Annotated in this window: 8 protein-coding genes and 1 tRNA gene; 7 read left to right on the top strand and 2 right to left on the bottom strand. The window is 39.7% G+C overall.

What is annotated here, in order from left to right:
* The first annotated feature begins 472 nt into the window (after nt 1-472).
* From DQW11_RS04025 to DQW11_RS04005, 5 genes are read left to right on the top strand one after another with little or no spacing between them, the layout of a single operon-like run.
* Nucleotides 473-1666, top strand: a complete 1194-nt coding sequence (locus tag DQW11_RS04025) for a hypothetical protein (protein ID WP_157966027.1) — start codon at nt 473-475, stop codon at nt 1664-1666.
* Between the two features lie 28 nt (nt 1667-1694).
* Nucleotides 1695-4937, top strand: a complete 3243-nt coding sequence (locus DQW11_RS04020) for a hypothetical protein (RefSeq protein WP_157966026.1) — start codon at nt 1695-1697, stop codon at nt 4935-4937.
* 8 nt (nt 4938-4945) lie between these two features.
* Nucleotides 4946-5389, top strand: coding sequence for a hypothetical protein (locus DQW11_RS04015; RefSeq protein WP_113922695.1), 444 nt, complete (start codon nt 4946-4948; stop codon nt 5387-5389).
* Nucleotides 5389-9873, top strand: coding sequence for a DUF6443 domain-containing protein (locus DQW11_RS04010; protein ID WP_198669838.1), 4485 nt, complete (start codon nt 5389-5391; stop codon nt 9871-9873). The genes DQW11_RS04015 and DQW11_RS04010 overlap by 1 nt, the downstream gene beginning before the upstream one ends.
* Nucleotides 9870-10685, top strand: a complete 816-nt coding sequence (locus tag DQW11_RS04005) for a hypothetical protein (protein ID WP_113922694.1) — start codon at nt 9870-9872, stop codon at nt 10683-10685. The genes DQW11_RS04010 and DQW11_RS04005 overlap by 4 nt, the downstream gene beginning before the upstream one ends.
* Before the next feature lie 2242 nt (nt 10686-12927).
* Here DQW11_RS04005 and DQW11_RS03995 read toward each other — a convergent pair.
* A tRNA-Ser gene (locus DQW11_RS03995) sits at nt 12928-13016 on the bottom strand.
* A 690-nt stretch (nt 13017-13706) separates the two neighbouring features.
* On the opposite strand from DQW11_RS03995, the gene DQW11_RS03990 reads away from it, so the two are divergent.
* The gene (locus DQW11_RS03990) at nt 13707-15014 is read left to right on the top strand and encodes a PAS domain-containing protein (RefSeq protein WP_113922692.1); all 1308 of its coding nucleotides are present in this window, start codon (nt 13707-13709) and stop codon (nt 15012-15014) included.
* A 69-nt stretch (nt 15015-15083) separates the two neighbouring features.
* Nucleotides 15084-15503, top strand: coding sequence for a LytR/AlgR family response regulator transcription factor (locus DQW11_RS03985; RefSeq protein WP_113922691.1), 420 nt, complete (start codon nt 15084-15086; stop codon nt 15501-15503).
* 2 nt (nt 15504-15505) lie between these two features.
* Here DQW11_RS03985 and DQW11_RS03980 read toward each other — a convergent pair whose 3' ends face one another.
* Complete coding sequence (locus DQW11_RS03980) at nt 15506-16729, bottom strand: S-adenosylmethionine:tRNA ribosyltransferase-isomerase (protein ID WP_113922690.1); 1224 nt, start codon at nt 16727-16729, stop codon at nt 15506-15508.
* Nucleotides 16730-16761: the final 32 nt, after the last annotated feature.

Below are 16761 nucleotides of genomic sequence, written 5' to 3'. Positions count from 1 at the left end.
CATAATTTAATTTGGCAATTTTTTTAAGGTACAGCGAATCGGTTTGTACTGAAAAATCAAAATGATCCCAGGGTGTTTTGAAATACAAAATCAGATATACGAAAAAATATGAAGACTCCGGTCATTTCTGGTGACAATAACCTATCAATATAAGCATCTCATTTTGTACTAAAAATACCCAATACTGGGTATTTTTTAGTTCCACTATTTTTCAAATATTTGCCAAATACCTCATTATGAAAAATGATATTTGGTTATTGTGAAATTTTCAATATCAATATGATTTTAATTTATTTAACTGTTTTTCTATGAAAATGTTTTTTTCTTGTTTTATCACTCAAACTTCACCCACAATATGAGGGTATTTGTTGTCATAAGGCCGGGAAGAATAATAACCTTGAACAGGTTGTTTTTATTGTTTTTTGTTTCATTTTTTTTCCAGGTTCATAATCTGTATTCCCAAATCAAACAAATGCCCTCATTACCAAAGGCCAATGTCGGTATGATTCCTTCTTTGGAGCAAACTGAAGGGGCCATGTCTTCTGTGAAAGAAGTAAAGGAAGTTTTTTCCAAAATCCAGTCTTATAAAGAGGATTTGGAGGAATTGAAGAAGGAGAAAGAGCGAATCAAAGAGTTCAAAGCCGATTCCATCCAATATGATTCCCTTGTACAGATATTGAAATCAAAGGTATTGGAGAAATCAAGTGCCCAATCAGAAATGCTTACTGAAGTGTCCTCTATGGTTGATGATGAAGGTTTAAAAAATTCTATCTCCTATGTGCAATCTAATCTTGAGACTTCCACGAAATCCCTCACCGGAAAAGTCAGCATGGAGCAGATTGAAGGTTTTATGAATCAAAGTGAAGAAAACATGAAGGCTTTGGTGGACGAACACCTGGTCAAATTGTCCTCAGATCCTTTGGAGGAATATCTGTCTTCTGTGGATATCAAAGAAAAGGTAAAAAATGTACAAAGTTTTTATAATCTAGGGATCGATGAATATTTATCAAAATTCAAATCAGGTGCAGCAGGCGTAAAAGACCTGAACAAAGAAGAAGTCCAATGGAAAATAATTGAATCAGGAAAAGAAAAACTGACAAACGAATTGGAAGGAAAGATACCCAATGGGGGAGTAGCTTCTTTAAACAAGATTAAAGAGAAGGGTAAAGGATTGAAATTATTTGGAAAGCCCAATCCCTATAAAGGCCAACCGTTTTTTTCAAGAATGAATTATGGGCTGTATTATGATGCACTCCAGAGTTTTTCGCAAGGAACCCATATACAAGGGCATATAGGATGGAGAGTCAGCCAATATGTTATGCCATATGCAGGCATGATTTTCAAGAAGCCATGGAAACCCGATACTGACTATACCCGACAAGGGTATGGTTATCAGGGAGGTGTTAGGATCAATTCTGGAAACTGGTTTGGTCAGGTAGGAATGGAGGCAACTAATTCTCACAACAGATTTAAGGGAGCTGTAGGAACCGAAGAGTTTGACGGCTGGACGGTGTATCCGATTCTGTCCGGTGGACGGCAGGTTACTGTTTTAAAATCACTTAAGACAGTTTTTCTTGGGTATGTTGATCCCCTTTATAACAAAAACAAAACTGCCCGTCTCCATAGCCACATGTTTGGGCTGAAGATTGGGATTGAGCTTCATTAACGGTATGTATCAAAAACAATTTAATAAAATGAAAACGAAGATTCTGTTTATTCTTTTGCTTTTTTCCTTTTCAGTAAAGGGCTTTGGCCAGCATCCTACAGCTGTGGCTGACCAGATCAATAAAATGATGCCAAAGCCTGTTCACAAGGCGCCTAATGTAGCCGGAATAGAAAAATATGGAAATTATGACGTAAACCTTTACAACGGACTTCCTTCCATTTCTATTCCCATTTTTGAAGTACAAAGCGGAAATCTAAAAATCCCTATAACATTGTCATACCATGCTGGTGGTTTTAAATACACGGATCAGGCTAGTTGGGTAGGAATGGGTTGGTCCTTGATTGCTGGTGGCCAAATTTCAAGAACTATGGAAGGCAAACCTGATGAAGGAAATGGTAATTTTTTGTCTCAAACTAACAATTATAATATTCAGATTACTCCGCAATGTTCAGATGTTTTGTATAAAAAAGATTCTTATATAAGTAATATCGATAGAGAGGCGGATTTATTTAGCTATTCTATTCCTGGTAAATCCGGAAGCTTCTACCTTAGGCAAGGAGGCCAAAGTCCTTACATTTTTCCTGAAGCGGCCATAAAAATAACATATCAAACCGCTCTTCAGTTTTTTGATATTACTGATGAGGATGGAGTAAGGTATAGATTTGGGAAAAACACCCAAAACCAAGACGCATTGGATTATACCTCTTCATCATTTAACCATACCACAGCATGGCACCTAATGGAAATCCATTCCCCTGACTCCGATGATTTAATTTCTATCTCCTATCAACCAATCGGAACGGCTGTCACTTCCGATATAGCACATAATTTGACCGTGGTTGATGATTGTTTCACTGAAGATCCTCAATATCAGCCATGCCCCACGTTGAATTTAATGATTACACAGGCAAACACTTCGTCTTCTACAACACAGATGGGAATCAATGAAATCACATTTGAAACTGGCAAAGTTAAGTTTGTGAAAGGCCCCCTGAGGACAGATTTGGCAAATACTTTTTCATTAGATAGGGTGGAAATTTACAGAAAGGAAGGAGTGTCATTTGTTCTGGTAAAAACATTCAAAATGGTCAATAACGATTATTTTGGAGGGGGAGGTTCCCGGCTAAAGTTAAACGCCATGGAGGTTTATGATGGATCGGGTACTTTTATAAACAAGTATCAATTCTCATACCACACAAACACTTTTTCATGGGATCTCCCTAATTCAAGTTACAGAAGGGATTGGTTTGGTTTTTATAATAACGGCAAATACACAAATGACATAAATCAGCTAGTTCATAATGTAAATTTGATTCCCAGAACAACAATTCCTTACAGACCTGTACCAACAGGACCAATAGAGTATTTAACTGTAGGTGGGGCAGGAAGGGAACCTGATACCACTTATTTGAAAGAAGCTGTTTTGAGGAGAATTACTTTTCCAACTGGGGGATACACAGAATTTGATTTTGAACCTCACCAGTATCAAGAAAGCGGAACAACTAAATATGGTGGTGGTCTAAGGGTGAAAAGAATAAAATCTGTAACAGGTACTCAAACTAATTTTAAGGAATACAAGTATGGGACAAATGAGTCGGGAAATGGTTGGAAAAATTTTGATATTAGATCATTCGCATTTGTTAATGATAATATTTTTAGGCAGGAAAATATTGTAGGACCACCCCTTAACCAATATTTTGCTTTTAAGCAGTTTAGATCTAGGATGTTCTTTTCAAGTTCAGCAATAGGCCAATTTTTTCAAGATTCCCCTGTAGTGTATACCCTTGTTGCAGAATATCAAAATGGTTCTGCTGCGAATGGAAAGACAGTCTATGAATTTGATAACAATTTCCATATCGGTGATGGAACTTTTTCAGTTCCATATTCCAATAAAACATTTTGGAACTCCATGTCTTGGGCCAGGGGAAAACTGACCAAAAAAAGTATTTTTAATAGTTCAAACCAAATTGTTTCTCAAACTGATATTGGATACACCCTCCTAAAATCTCAAAATGATCATGTCAGCCAAGGGATTATCGAATACATAGTCGGAGATTGTTATAATTGTTCAGCATTTATAATGATGGCATGTTCGATAGGGCCTGACTTCTACGATGGGTTTAAATGGCATGCCTGGAATTTTCAAAAAACAACAGGTTTATACAAAGAATCCAGTCGAACCGAAACATTATTCAGTACAGGTCTCTCAAATCATGTCACCACATCTCTAAAAACCTACAATCCTTCTTTTTTACAATTGACTCAGGAAGAAAACCGGGTCAGTACCAATCCTGAATCTGTGGTCACAAGGTATAGGTATCCTTTTGATCTGGTAAATACTACTACTACCTATACAAATCAGCCTCAAATATTAAAGCAGCTTTTGGTGAATAACCAGGTTTCTCAACCTATCGAACAATATAACCTGACTCAAAATGTGGATGGATCAAATCAGAAAATTCTTTCCGGCCAAATAATCCAATTTTCCACATTGCCCGGAAATACATCTAAAATTAAGCCATCAGAAGCCTATTTTCTTGAAACCTCCTCGCCTTTGGCGACAACTTTATATTCTTTATACGCTTTGAGTGGAACTTCTGCCACAACTATGGATTCGAGGTATAAACTTAGACTTAGTTTTAACAGCTACGATGCAGGGGGCAATCTATTGCAGGTAACCAAAGCTAACGACAGTCCTGAATCCTACATTTGGGGATATGGAGGAGTCTACCCGGTAGCTCAGGCAAAAAATGCCACTCCATCTCAGCTTGCTTATACTTCTTTTGAATCAACAGAAAAAGGGGGATGGGTATATTCAGGAACAGGATTTTTAGTTGCAGCTGGAGCTGCCAAGACAGGTAGATTTGTCTATAATCTCACTTCAGGTGCCGTCTCAAGGACAACTGATGCCTCTACTACAAACAAATACAAGTTGAGTTTTTGGGCAAAGACTGAAATAGGGTCACAGTCCTGGACTGTAGGCGGATTACCTGAGTCGCTAACCACTTCGTGGAAGCTTGTAGAGCGGGAAGTTACCAGCCCAAATGTTTCTTTAAGTGGGAGTAATATCCTGATTGATGAACTCAGGATTCATCCCATAAATTCACAAATGACCACAACAACATTTTTTCCAATGTTGGGTATTGCGACACAAATGGATGCCAAAAATCATGGTACTTATTATTTCTATGATCCTTTCGGAAGGCTGGAGACTATCAAGAATGAAAACGGGCATGTTGTTGAGCATTATGAATACAGTTATAAAAAGTAAGAGGATATATGAAAAATTTAATGGGTTTACTAATAATCGCTTTTGGACTTTTCAATACCGCTTATGGTCAAGAAAGGGATTCAGAAGCACTCATCAATGGACTTTGGCGCATTGATATGGAAAAGCAAAAGGAAAGTCTTTCGATAGATACGAATAATAGATATCAAATACTTGAAGAAAATCAAAAAGAAAGTCTCTTGATGACATTAGCCTCGAGAATCTATTTTTTTGACAAAGATGGTAGCTTCGAATCCAGCTGGGCATCTGAAGGGGGGCCTTCAAGAATACAGGGGCTATGGGAGTTTGATGGTAAGGAAATCCTGACATTGGATATTAAGTCAGTCAAGCCTTTACAATACAGGGTGGAGTTTTTAAAAAAGGGGTTTGCTCTCCATCCAACCTGGGCATCAGAAAGCGTTGTTGAAACTATTTATCTAATCCAAATCGACTAATGAAAAAATGGCTTTTTGTAATCGTATGGCTTGTATGTACGAGCTTTGCCGGTGCCCAAGTCACCAGTATCCAGATGTCGGGACCAAGCTCGGTCAACCAAGGGCAGTCAGCTCAATTCACTATTCAATTTTTTAGCGAAGGAAGCTCAGTTGCTCCGCCCTTCGGTGCTACATACTATTGGGATCATCTAGGTAATGCGGGAGCATCGGATATTTCCCAGCTTTCCGTTACTTTTCCTGCTCCTGGAACTTATACTATTAATTATGTATTGAATGATTTCATGGGCACTTTTAATGCTTCAAGGAACATCAATGTAAACAGTACAGTCAATGCATGTTTTCCTGTAAACCCCTCAGCTCCAGAGGTAACTTTGTATTCAAGTGCGACAGCTACCTTAACAGCAAATCCCGCCCCGACAGGGTTTACCTTTGAATGGTATGATTCGAACCAGACATCATGGATTTCAAGTAACCAAAGTTTTACTACTCCTATACTTTCTTCAAGTAAAACCTATTATTTGGCTTACCGACACACTGCAACTGGCTGTTTTACTGCCAAAGTTCCAATCAGGGTTAACGTCTATCCTGAGAACCTTAACTGGACCCGAAAATATGCTGTCAGGGACTCAGTTACTTTGGAGCAAAATGTAAGGGGAGGCGCACAAAAAGTAGCATTTAAAGAAACAACTTATTATGATGGTCTTGGTAGACCCGAACAGATGGTACAACACCTCGCTACTAATAGTGGGCTCGATCATGTAACGCCGATTGTTTATGATATTTTGGGAAGGCAGTTTCAAGAATTTCTTCCATTTGCTGATGGAGGAGAATATTTAGGGCGGTATCGTCAAAATGTAACCACCAGGCACAGCAGTTTCTATACATCTCAATTTGGAGATAGCTATGGCTATTCTGAGACCCAATATGAACCGTCTCCATTAAACAGAGTCATCAAACAATCCAATCCCGGAAATGCCTGGAGAATGGGTTCGCTAAGGGAACTTGATTTCAATGAGAAAACAAACCACCTTGAAGATTCTGTTCAGGTATGGAATGTAAATTCCAGTGGCCGGCCTATTTCAGCAGGAAAATACCCAGGTGGGGCTCTTTGGAGAAAAGAATCAGAGGATGAAAATAACCAAAAAGTGGTAGAATATTTTGATAAACTCAACAGGCTAATCCTTAAAAAAGTACAGGTAATATCAAGTCCCAGCACTCACCATGACGGTTGGCTGTGTACTTACCAAGTTTACGATGACTTTGGTAGGCTAAGAGTTGTAATACAACCAAGGGCTGTGGATTACATTAAATCCCAGTTTTGGGTCCAGGCTGCTTCGACCTCCTCTACTTTAGCAAATGCCCAATATTTCAGGTACACCTACGATTCACGGGGCCGTATGATTGCTAAACAATTGCCTGGAAAAGCATTGGAAGAAATGGTATATGATCTCAATGATCGGCTAGTTGCCTATCAAGACGGAAATTTGAAAGCACAAGGAAAGTGGCAGTATACCAAATATGATGCTCTTAATAGGGTAGTAATGACAGGATTGGTAACCAATTCAAGTACAAGGTCAACTTTACAATCGACTGTCAACAGTTTAGGCAATAATGTTGCTATCATTAATGCCACTAGTGGAAAAGCCGGAACTCTCAATGCTTTGGGATTCCCGACGGCTACCCATGGTGGAGAAGGTGAAGTTTTGACCGTCATTTACTATGATAATTATGCCTTTGCCAGCGCTTCACTCACCTATGTCAAACCCACAGGATACCATGACAGCAGTACCAAAACCCATGGCTTGGTAACAGGAAAACTCGTTCGGAATCTTGTGACAGGGACCAGGTACGAAACTGCCAACTACTATGACAGCCAGGGAAGGGTTATCCAGACTGTATCTGACCACCATCTAGGCGGAACAGTAAGGGTTTCGACAAAGTATGATTTCGAAAACAAACCTATTGAAACTTTTACCCAATACTCCTCCCCAAGTAACCATACTATAACCAGGACTTATGCTTATAACAATGCCGGCCAGCTAACCAGTACCTCCCACAAAATTGGTTCAGGTAATGCGGTCACCCTTGCTACCCATTCCTATAACGATCTCGGCCAACTCAATTCAAAGGTTTTTTCGGCTGCTTCCAACGCAACTTTTACATACAATTATAATATCCGGGGCTGGCTCAAAAAAATAAATGACCCGACAGCCGCTGTAGCCGGTACAAAGCTTTTTGCCCAGGAATTATTTTATGAAACCGGTGGAACTATCAACAACTGGAACGGAAATATTTCTAGGGCAGACTGGAGAGGTCAAGATGAGGTAAAGCGGGAATACCGATATTCCTATGATCTCGCCAACAGGATAACAGCTGCTGCCTATACGGTTCCCACGGCTTCTGCAGAAAATGGGCGCTACAATCTCACGGGTATTAAATATGACCTTAATGGTAATATCACTGAGATGAATAGAAGAAATCAAATTACACCCACAACCTATGGAATAGTAGATAGCCTCAGGTATACATATCAAACCCGGTCCAACACTCTCCTTCAAGTAGGTGATAGGATAGGGTCAATAACTAATACCTCCAAAGACTTCAAGGAACGTAGCATCACCAATTATACCTATGATGTCAACGGCAACCTGATCACCAATGCTGATAAAGAAATCACCTCTATTACCTATAACCACCTCAATCTTCCTGCTGTCATTACCCTATCGGGAACCAACAGGAGGATAGAATACAGCTACGATGCAGAAGGTACCAAAGTCAGAGAGACACTTTATGACGGCGGTTCTGTTACAACCAGAGATTACATAGGTGAGTTTGTCTTTGCCAACAATACCCTTGACTACCTGATCCATGAGGAAGGCAGGGTAGCCCATGAAGCGGGAAATTACCGGTACGAGTTTTTTGTCAAAGACCACCTAGGCAATATCCGTCAGGTACTCCAAGGTCCGCAGTCCACTACGGGAGCTTTTAGGATTGCTACCATGGAGCCGGAGAATGCCGAGGAGGAGAAGAAATATTTCGAAAATATTGACGAATCACGACAGGGTGCCGGTGAGCACAATCTTACTCCGGGAGGCTATGCCACCGCCTGGCTGAATGCGGACCGGGGCAGGATCTTGGGTCCTGCAAGTACACAGGAAGTAGCCAAAGGCGACAGTGTGGAAATACAAGTATTTGGTAAATACGTAGATGCCAATAAGGTAAGGCTGCTGCCTGCTTCCCTCTTGCCTACAAAAGATATCAACAATGTGGCACAACAGCTTGCCGAACTCGGTCAGCAGGCAAAGGCTGCGGCAGGCAGTAAACTGATGGTGGCCAATGTCATCGCCCTGCTGCTGTCCGACCTGGAGGAGAAAAGGGCGCCGGAGGCATTTATGGGCTATGCCTTATACGATGCTGATTCCAATCTTTATGAGAAAGGAAAGATTATCCTCAGCAAAAAAGCCCGAAACGAGCATGAAGAACTGAAAACCCGTATCTTCGTACCACAGGACGGGTTTATGAGGACCTTCCTTGTAAACGAAACATCAGAAAACGTCTGGTTCGATCAGTTCAGTATCCTGACTACCACTCCGGTCATCCTTCAGGAGACGCACTATGACCCTTGGGGAGTAGAGCTGCAGGGTTTGGGGTATCAGCAGGCAGGGATCAAGGCCAATAAGTACCTGTATAACGGCAAGGAATTCAATGACCACCTCGGTATCAACCTCTCCGACTATGGGGCAAGGATGTACGATGCGAGTATAGGAAGGTGGTTTGTGGTGGATCCGAAGGCGGAGAAGTTCGTAGGCCTTTCTCCTTACAACTACGCACTAAATAGTCCTCTAAATGTCATAGACCCTGATGGGATGGAGGCTATACCCTTGGATGGACAGGTGACATTCGGTGGATATGTTGGGGATGATGGAAATGGAAATTATTCAGGTACAACTCAGGGTACTGATCCTAAGAAAAAAAGTGAATCCCAAATCGATAGAGGAAAAAATGGAAAGTCAGATTCCAATATTAAAAACTCAAATGAAAATTTAAAATACGAAGCAAACATAGGAATAGGTCTTCTTCGATTAGCTCCTATTGTTGCAGAGTCTTTGGTTGAGCTTGGGATAATTACAGGAGCGGCTGCAATTTTTCTTCATCCAAACAATAAGGAAAGCGATAAGCCAAATATCGTTTATGAAATCTATTCATTTGATGTAATTTCAGGAGAATTTGAAACTCAAAAATATGGTGTGTCAAGTAGGAAAGATTTTGTCACTAAAAGCGGAAATCCAAGACCTGAATACCAAGTAGTAGTTTTAAATGCAACTGAATTTTCAGTTGGAAATGGTACAAAAATCTATGGATATAAGATTCTATACAAAACAGAGAATAGACAACAGGCCTTAGATTTAGAGAAAGGTTTAGTAAGATCTCATAGAATGGCATATGGTCCCGAATCATTACCACTTAATAAAAATCCTAAATGAAAAAACTACACTTTTCCCTATCATTTAACCTAACCAAATCTAAAATTCCAATCAATTTAATTGAAGATGCTAACCTTGAAGCCGCATTCATATCAAGGTTATTTACCGAATATTTTGAGGGTTTGAATATTCTAAACTTAAACCGGATTTCAATTGAATTGGTTGATGATATTGCAAGTTCAATTCATGTTGTTCCAAATCGAATTGTTAAGGTTTTTCATTTGTCTTGGAAAATAAATTCATCGGAATACCAATCTCAAAACTCAAAATTGGAAAAATATACTTTTTTACTTAATTCATTAACTGAGGCACTTCTATTTGCAGCTAAATATTCTAATTGGTCAATAGAAGAATTTATAGAAACAAAAGCCAGAATTATTGCGTCAAAATTTAAAAAAACAAAAATAATTTCGAAAGAAAAGACTTCTCCAAATAAAAAAATGAGGGCAAAATTGCTTCTTGAAATGAACGAAAAAGAAAATCATATATCGATAATAATTAAAGACAAAATAAATTCTAAAAATGTTAACCTTTTTAATTTGTCAATTTTTGAATCAAATTATAAAAGTCTAGCAAATTCACTAAAATGGCTATCTAATAATGAAATTGAAGTAAAGAACGAGGATAGTCAAATTTTTTTTATTTATAATTTATTAAATAACAATTTGAATATTTCATTATGTCCTTTAACTCATACCAAGGAATATTTATTGGAAGAAATTAAGTTAATGGATTCTGCCACACCTAAAGAAGAAATTCAAGATATCCTTAAAAAGAGAATGGAAGTTTATTCTCAATACAAAGTTGATTGAGTAATAATTTACAAGTTCTTTAGCCCCCACTGGAGTTAGATGTGCCGTGAAGTCTTTGATGTAAATCAAAGACATGTTATATAAAAGATGGTAGTAGGCCTACCGCAATCGCCAAGTAAGCGGAGGTTGCAAACCACCTCTCGGTGCTGTTTTTGTCACGAAAAGGTAGGATACACAATGGATATGGTGAAGGAATATTTCCTTTCATAGGAGGAAAGAAATTGAAAATGAATTGACTTTTCCACCTTCCTTGTTTTTGGTGGAAACTCCATTCCTATCTTTACTTTTTCACTCCCAAAAACCTAATTACCCGCATTTTCATTACCCCGGGCGGCGGTTCATGTGGATTTGAGAGAGTATAGAAATCAGGGATGAAGCGTGCCCGGGGCTAAAGATATTTCGCCCACTTCGGGGCTGTATGTTTATAAAGAGTCGGGGATAGAAATTGGAGTGGATAACAAATTCTGTAATCTTAAACTTTTGAAAAATTTTATTTTGGAACACCTGTGGGTAGGAAGAAATTTTACTGGGCCGGCGAGGCACTTCGCGAGGGAGGATTAAAATTTCTTGCCTTTTTTGGTTACTTTTTGTGGTAAGACAAAAAGTGACACAAGGAAGAGACGAAAAGAATTTATCAAATAATTGAAACAGGAAAACGGTAAGATTCTCCTCCCATTTCGGTATTGAGGATTCTCTTTCTTAGAAGATCCGTGACCGAAATGTCCATATAACTACCGTTCTATCCATGGGCTGCGGTGCATATAGATTGGATAAATTATTTAATTAGGTTTTAGCACCTTACCCATGGCTACAAATATTTCGCCCCGATGGGGCGGACTGTTGCTCGAAGGGAGTTGGATTGTAGCCAGGGAGGAGGTGCATGGAATTCAATGGAAATTATTTTGATTGGAAAAGCACCTTACCTAGGGCTACTTATATTTCGCTACGCCGCGGTGGACTGTTGGTTGAAGGGGTAGAAATAGGAGGAGTTTCCAACCATTTCGGTATTGAGGATTCTCTTTCTTAGAAGATCCGTGACCGAAATGTCCATATAACTACCGTTCTATCCATGGGCTGCGGTGCATAAAGATTAGATAAATTATTTAATTAGGTTTTAGCACCTTACCCATGGCTACAAATATTTCGCCCCGATGGGGCGGACTGTTGCTCGAAGGGAGTTGGATTGTAGCCCGGGAGGAGGTGCATGGAATTCAATGGAAATTATTTTGATTGGAAAAGCACCTTACCCAGGGCTACTGATATTTCGCTCCGCCGCGGCGGACTGTTGGTCTAAGGGGCCAACATTAGGATATTTCTCTTAAGATTTCGGTAATGGAAACTCTCCTACTAACGAGATCCGCGACCGAAATACCGAACACAACCCAATTAAAACCATGGGCTGCGTGCACGGAGATTAGAGAAAGTATAGAATTTGGTTTAGCACCTTACCCATCGCTATTCATATTTCGCTCCGATGGAGCTTTTGGTCGAAGGGGGTTGCATTGTATCCCGGTCTACGGTGCATGAAATTCAATGAAAATTATTTTGATTGGAAAAGCACCTTACCCAGGGCTACTGATATTTCGCCACGCCGCGGCGGACTGTTTGTCGAAGTTGGATTAAGTTGGAAACTTATACTTCAAAAAGATTCTCTAATGGAACACTAGCGGGGAGGAAGAAATTTTACCGGGCCGGCGCGGCACCGCGCGTGGGAGGATTAAAATTTCTTGCCTTTTTTGGTTACTTTTTGTGGTAAGACAAAAAGTGACACGAGGAGAAAAGGTAAAGAAAATACTTGAGGAAAGAATAGAAATGAATCGATCAATCAACCTTCCCTGTTTTTGGTTGAAACTCCATTCCTTGCTTTAACTTTTTGCTACCAAAAACCTAATAACCCGCATTTTCATTACCCCGGGCGGCGGTGCATGAGGATTTGAGAGAATATAGAAATCAGAGAAGCACCTTGCCCGGGGCTACTGATATTTCGCTCCCATGGAGCTTTTGGCCGAAGGAGGTTGGATTGTATTCCGAGCTACGGTGCATGAAATTCAATGGAAATTATTTTGATTGGAAAAGCACCTTACCTAGGGCTACTGATATTTCGCTATGCCGCGGCGGACTGTTTGTCGGAGGATCAAAAATCCAAAGATTCCTTCTGGTTCGATAATCCATCCATTTGCTTAGCAAGCTTGGCTCGTAAAAACCAAAAAAGCCCGGCGCGATGCGCCAGGCTTTTCCTTTGCAGAGAGTGGGGGATTCGAACCCCCGGTACGGAATTACCCGTACGACAGTTTAGCAAACTGCTGGTTTAAGCCACTCACCCAACTCTCTGTTTGTTTTAAAGATGTTTAGCAAACTGCTGTCCCGATAGCTATCGGGATAAGCCACTCACCCAACTCTCTGTTTTGCTTTTTTTAAGAGTTTGATTTAAACTCTATGGTTGTTTATTCTTAAACCTAGGCTTTATTTTCGACTTAAGAGATGCAAATATAAATGATAATTCATTAGATAAACAAAACTGGAAATGCATTATATGTTCTCGCCGGGTTATGAATTGGAGTTATCATGTTTAAGCCACTGACATTCAATCAGAAAAATTCATTGGGTAAAATATATCCTTCTCTATTCACCGGTAGAAAATGGAAATACGGGACTTTATTTCTCCGATCACAAAAAATCGGGGCTGATTTTTTATGGAAATGGTGGATTTGGAAGGAATTGTCCTCTATTACCATTTTTTGTTGATGAAATCTTTCCAAGGTAAAGTGTTGATTCATTTCATCTTGGTCAAAAATCCAAAAAATAATTTCTAGGTGAATTTTTGTCCTTTCTATTCAAAAATATGCTTTTTGTTATGCATTTCTCAAATTTTTGTCCTGAGAAGTAAAGTATTGATATTCAGATTTATATGGATGACATAAAAAGTTTTTATGGGAATGATTATATTGCAGGCCCTTATCTATCCTAAGGAATCATATCTCGCAGTTTCACAGCCTAATCGCCTCTTAATCCCCATTACAGATGGTCCAAATCAAAGAAATCAAGGAATTATTGCCTTCGTTCCTCAAGGATTCAAAAAACCTTTTGGTCAGTGTATTGGATTTGGAAGGAGAGGTCATCCATTCCAATTCCAAATTCAGGGAATTTTTCAGTTTGGGAAGCCTGGCCCGTCCTTTCTTTTTTGAGTTATTCAATGAATACCAAAGGGAAGAAATTGAGCCATTGATTTCGGAATTGATCGGAAGGCCAAATGATATGGTCCGTTATTCCCAAAGTCATTTCAACAGTCTTTTGTCTTGGGAATTCTCGGTCATGAAAAACACGGAAGGTGATTTTTTGGGGATCTTGGGTGTAGGTTCGGTCAAAGATGAATCAGAATACCTTTCCAATGAATTGGGGTATAAGGTGAGTGTGGATTCTGATATCTATTTTCAGATGAACAATGATTGGGAGATCCAATTTGCCAATACCCATGCGGAATTGTTTTTTGGGACCTCAGCAACCGGTTTTATCAATAAAAAGATCTGGCAGGTTTTCCCTGACCCAAAGATCTATGAATATGCCTTGCATTTCAAAAAGGCGAAAGAAACTGATGCGATCACCGTTATTGATGGGTTTTTATCCGAAAGTGGCAGGTGGTATAAGATCATCATTCACCCAAGGATATGCTGGATGGATATTTATTTTAAGGATGTGTCTGAAGTTCAATTGCTGGGAAATGAACTCGGCCGCCTTGACCTGACTTTGGATTCGATTTTGAATAATTCAGATCAGTCTTATATCCTAATGAGTCAGGATCTAAGAATAATGAGGTTCAATGACCTTGCCTCCGAACAGTTGAGAAAGTACGCAGGAAAAGACTTAAAAGAAGGCCAAAAATTCCTTCAATTTTTGCTTCCCGGACTGGAAGAAAAGGTTTTGGCTAACCTTGAAGAAATTATCGGCGGAAAGAAGCTTTCATTTGAGCAATCCATTTATTTGGTAGATTCCGGAGAAGAAAGATTCTTCAGACACGATTTTTATCCGATTACAAATCTCAATAAAAAGGTTATCGGTTTTGTTTACAGCAACAAAGACATCCATGACAGTTATTCGGCATTTGCCAAAATGACCGAGCAAAACGACATGCTCAAGGAAATCCTGTATTCCCAATCGACTGTTCTCCGTTCGCCCCTGTCCTCGATATTGGGATTGCTTGAGTTGGTGGACAAAAAGCAACTGGACAGAGAAAACCAAAAATACCTCTCTTACCTCAAAGTTTTGGCAGAAGACCTAGATCAGATCATCCGCAAAAACACCAAAACCGTCAACGAATCAGATTCATTTTGATTTCTGTGTCATTCAAAACAATTCCTGAAACAATATGTTATTCGACTAGAAGACCAAATAACACAGGTAATGAAGGAAGTACTGAAAGAAAACAAAAGTGACAAAGATTGGCAGGTCGATAGTGTAAATCAAAATGGAAATGTTGAAAGTTTTCTGATCAAAGACGGAGTTTTCATCCGAAACAAAGGGAATCTGGTCAAGGTCAAATGGACTGATATTCTTTGGCTCAAGGGAGATGGCAATTACACCACTTTGGTCACCAGAACACAGGTTTTTTCACTCCGGAATATCCTAAAGGAATTTGAATCTGTACTTCCAAATGAAGAATTTTTCAGGATTCACAAAAGCTATATTGTCCGATTGGATGAGATCAAAAGTATCAACCCAAGAGAAGTGGTCATCGGAAATGATTCCGTTCCTGTAGGAAGAACCTACTTCCAAGACCTCATCAACGGGATCAAAAAACTTGGTTCAGGAGGGACAGATTAAGTTTATTCGTTCCAGATCAAACTGCTGTCCCCATAACTCAAAAACCTGTACTCGTTTTCCAAAGCCTCATTGTATATTTTTCTCCAGTTACCCTTGGTAAATGCCGCTACCAATAGAATCAAAGTAGAGGAAGGCTGATGGAAATTGGTCACCAATGCATCACAGACTTTGAAATCATATCCGGGCATGATCATTATTTCGGTAGAACCGGTTATTTCATTCAGGCCTTTTTTCTTCATAAATTCTAAAATCGCTCCAAAACTCTCCCTTCTGTCGGGCAAAGTTTCAAATGCTGAGTAGGGGTAGAGTTTTTGGATATCAAACAGGTTTTTTCCATCCTGCATCAACATCACCCCATACCAATACAAGCTTTCCAGGGACCTCATCGAGGTGGTTCCTACGGCAATGATTTTCTCCTTTTGGTTTGCAAGATTTTGGATCGTTTCCAAATCAAAGACCATTTGTTCGCTGTGCATGGGATGCGCGGAGACTTGTTCTTCTTTGATGGGCTGAAATGTTCCTGCACTGACATGAAGGGTCAAAAATTCTTTTTTTACTCCTTTTTCTTCCAGGTTTTGCAGGACTGCATCTGTAAAATGTAATCCCGCAGTAGGTGCTGCGACAGCGCCTTCTTTTTTGGAATATACAGTTTGGTATCGGGTTCGGTCTTCGATTGTGGCTTTCCTGTTGAGATAGGGCGGTATTGGAACTTCTCCTGCTGCTTCGACAATAGCCACAAATGGGATATTATTTCCTGTCCAGGTGAATTCCACCTGTTTTTCCATTCTGTCCACCATGCGGGCATTGATGATTTCTGTTTTTCCCTGAATGGTGATTTGCCCTTGCAGGATTTCGTTTTCTCTCCATTTTTTCAGGTTTCCTATAAAAGTTTCCCAAATTACAGAAGTGGTATTGACCATGACCTCGCTGATGACCGTGCTTGGATGCATGGGTTTCAAAAGAAAGATTTCGATTTTTGCACCTGACTCCCGTTGAAAAATCAACCTGGCAGGAATGACTTTGGTGTTGTTGAAAACCATCATGCTTCCCGAAGGTATAAAATCGGAAATTTCAAAAAAGCGGTGATGGGAAATGTTACCGGCCTGATATTGGATCAATTTGGAATCTGCCCTGTTTTCAAGTGGGAATTTTGCGATTTTTTCCTCCGGAAGGGTATATTCGTAATCGGATAATTTAATATCCTCAAGAGCTTTGTGCTTTGTCATGGGGGATTAGAAGAACCAAAGCGCAAATATAT

The organism is Cognataquiflexum aquatile (genome assembly GCF_003316845.1).
In the GTDB taxonomy this organism is placed as follows: Bacteria; Bacteroidota; Bacteroidia; order Cytophagales; family Cyclobacteriaceae; genus Cognataquiflexum; species Cognataquiflexum aquatile.
This window is presented reverse-complemented; position numbering and strand designations above follow the sequence as displayed.

Coding starts and splice junctions, on each gene's coding strand:
- DQW11_RS03985 (WP_113922691.1), top strand. CDS start 15,084: ATGAAGGAAGTACTGAAAGAAAACAAAAGTGACAAAGATTGGCAGGTC.
- DQW11_RS04015 (WP_113922695.1), top strand. CDS start 4,946: ATGAAAAATTTAATGGGTTTACTAATAATCGCTTTTGGACTTTTCAAT.
- DQW11_RS04005 (WP_113922694.1), top strand. CDS start 9,870: ATGAAAAAACTACACTTTTCCCTATCATTTAACCTAACCAAATCTAAA.
- DQW11_RS03990 (WP_113922692.1), top strand. CDS start 13,707: ATGGTCCAAATCAAAGAAATCAAGGAATTATTGCCTTCGTTCCTCAAG.
- DQW11_RS04025 (WP_157966027.1), top strand. CDS start 473: ATGCCCTCATTACCAAAGGCCAATGTCGGTATGATTCCTTCTTTGGAG.
- DQW11_RS04010 (WP_198669838.1), top strand. CDS start 5,389: ATGAAAAAATGGCTTTTTGTAATCGTATGGCTTGTATGTACGAGCTTT.
- DQW11_RS04020 (WP_157966026.1), top strand. CDS start 1,695: ATGAAAACGAAGATTCTGTTTATTCTTTTGCTTTTTTCCTTTTCAGTA.
- DQW11_RS03980 (WP_113922690.1), bottom strand. CDS start 16,729: ATGACAAAGCACAAAGCTCTTGAGGATATTAAATTATCCGATTACGAA.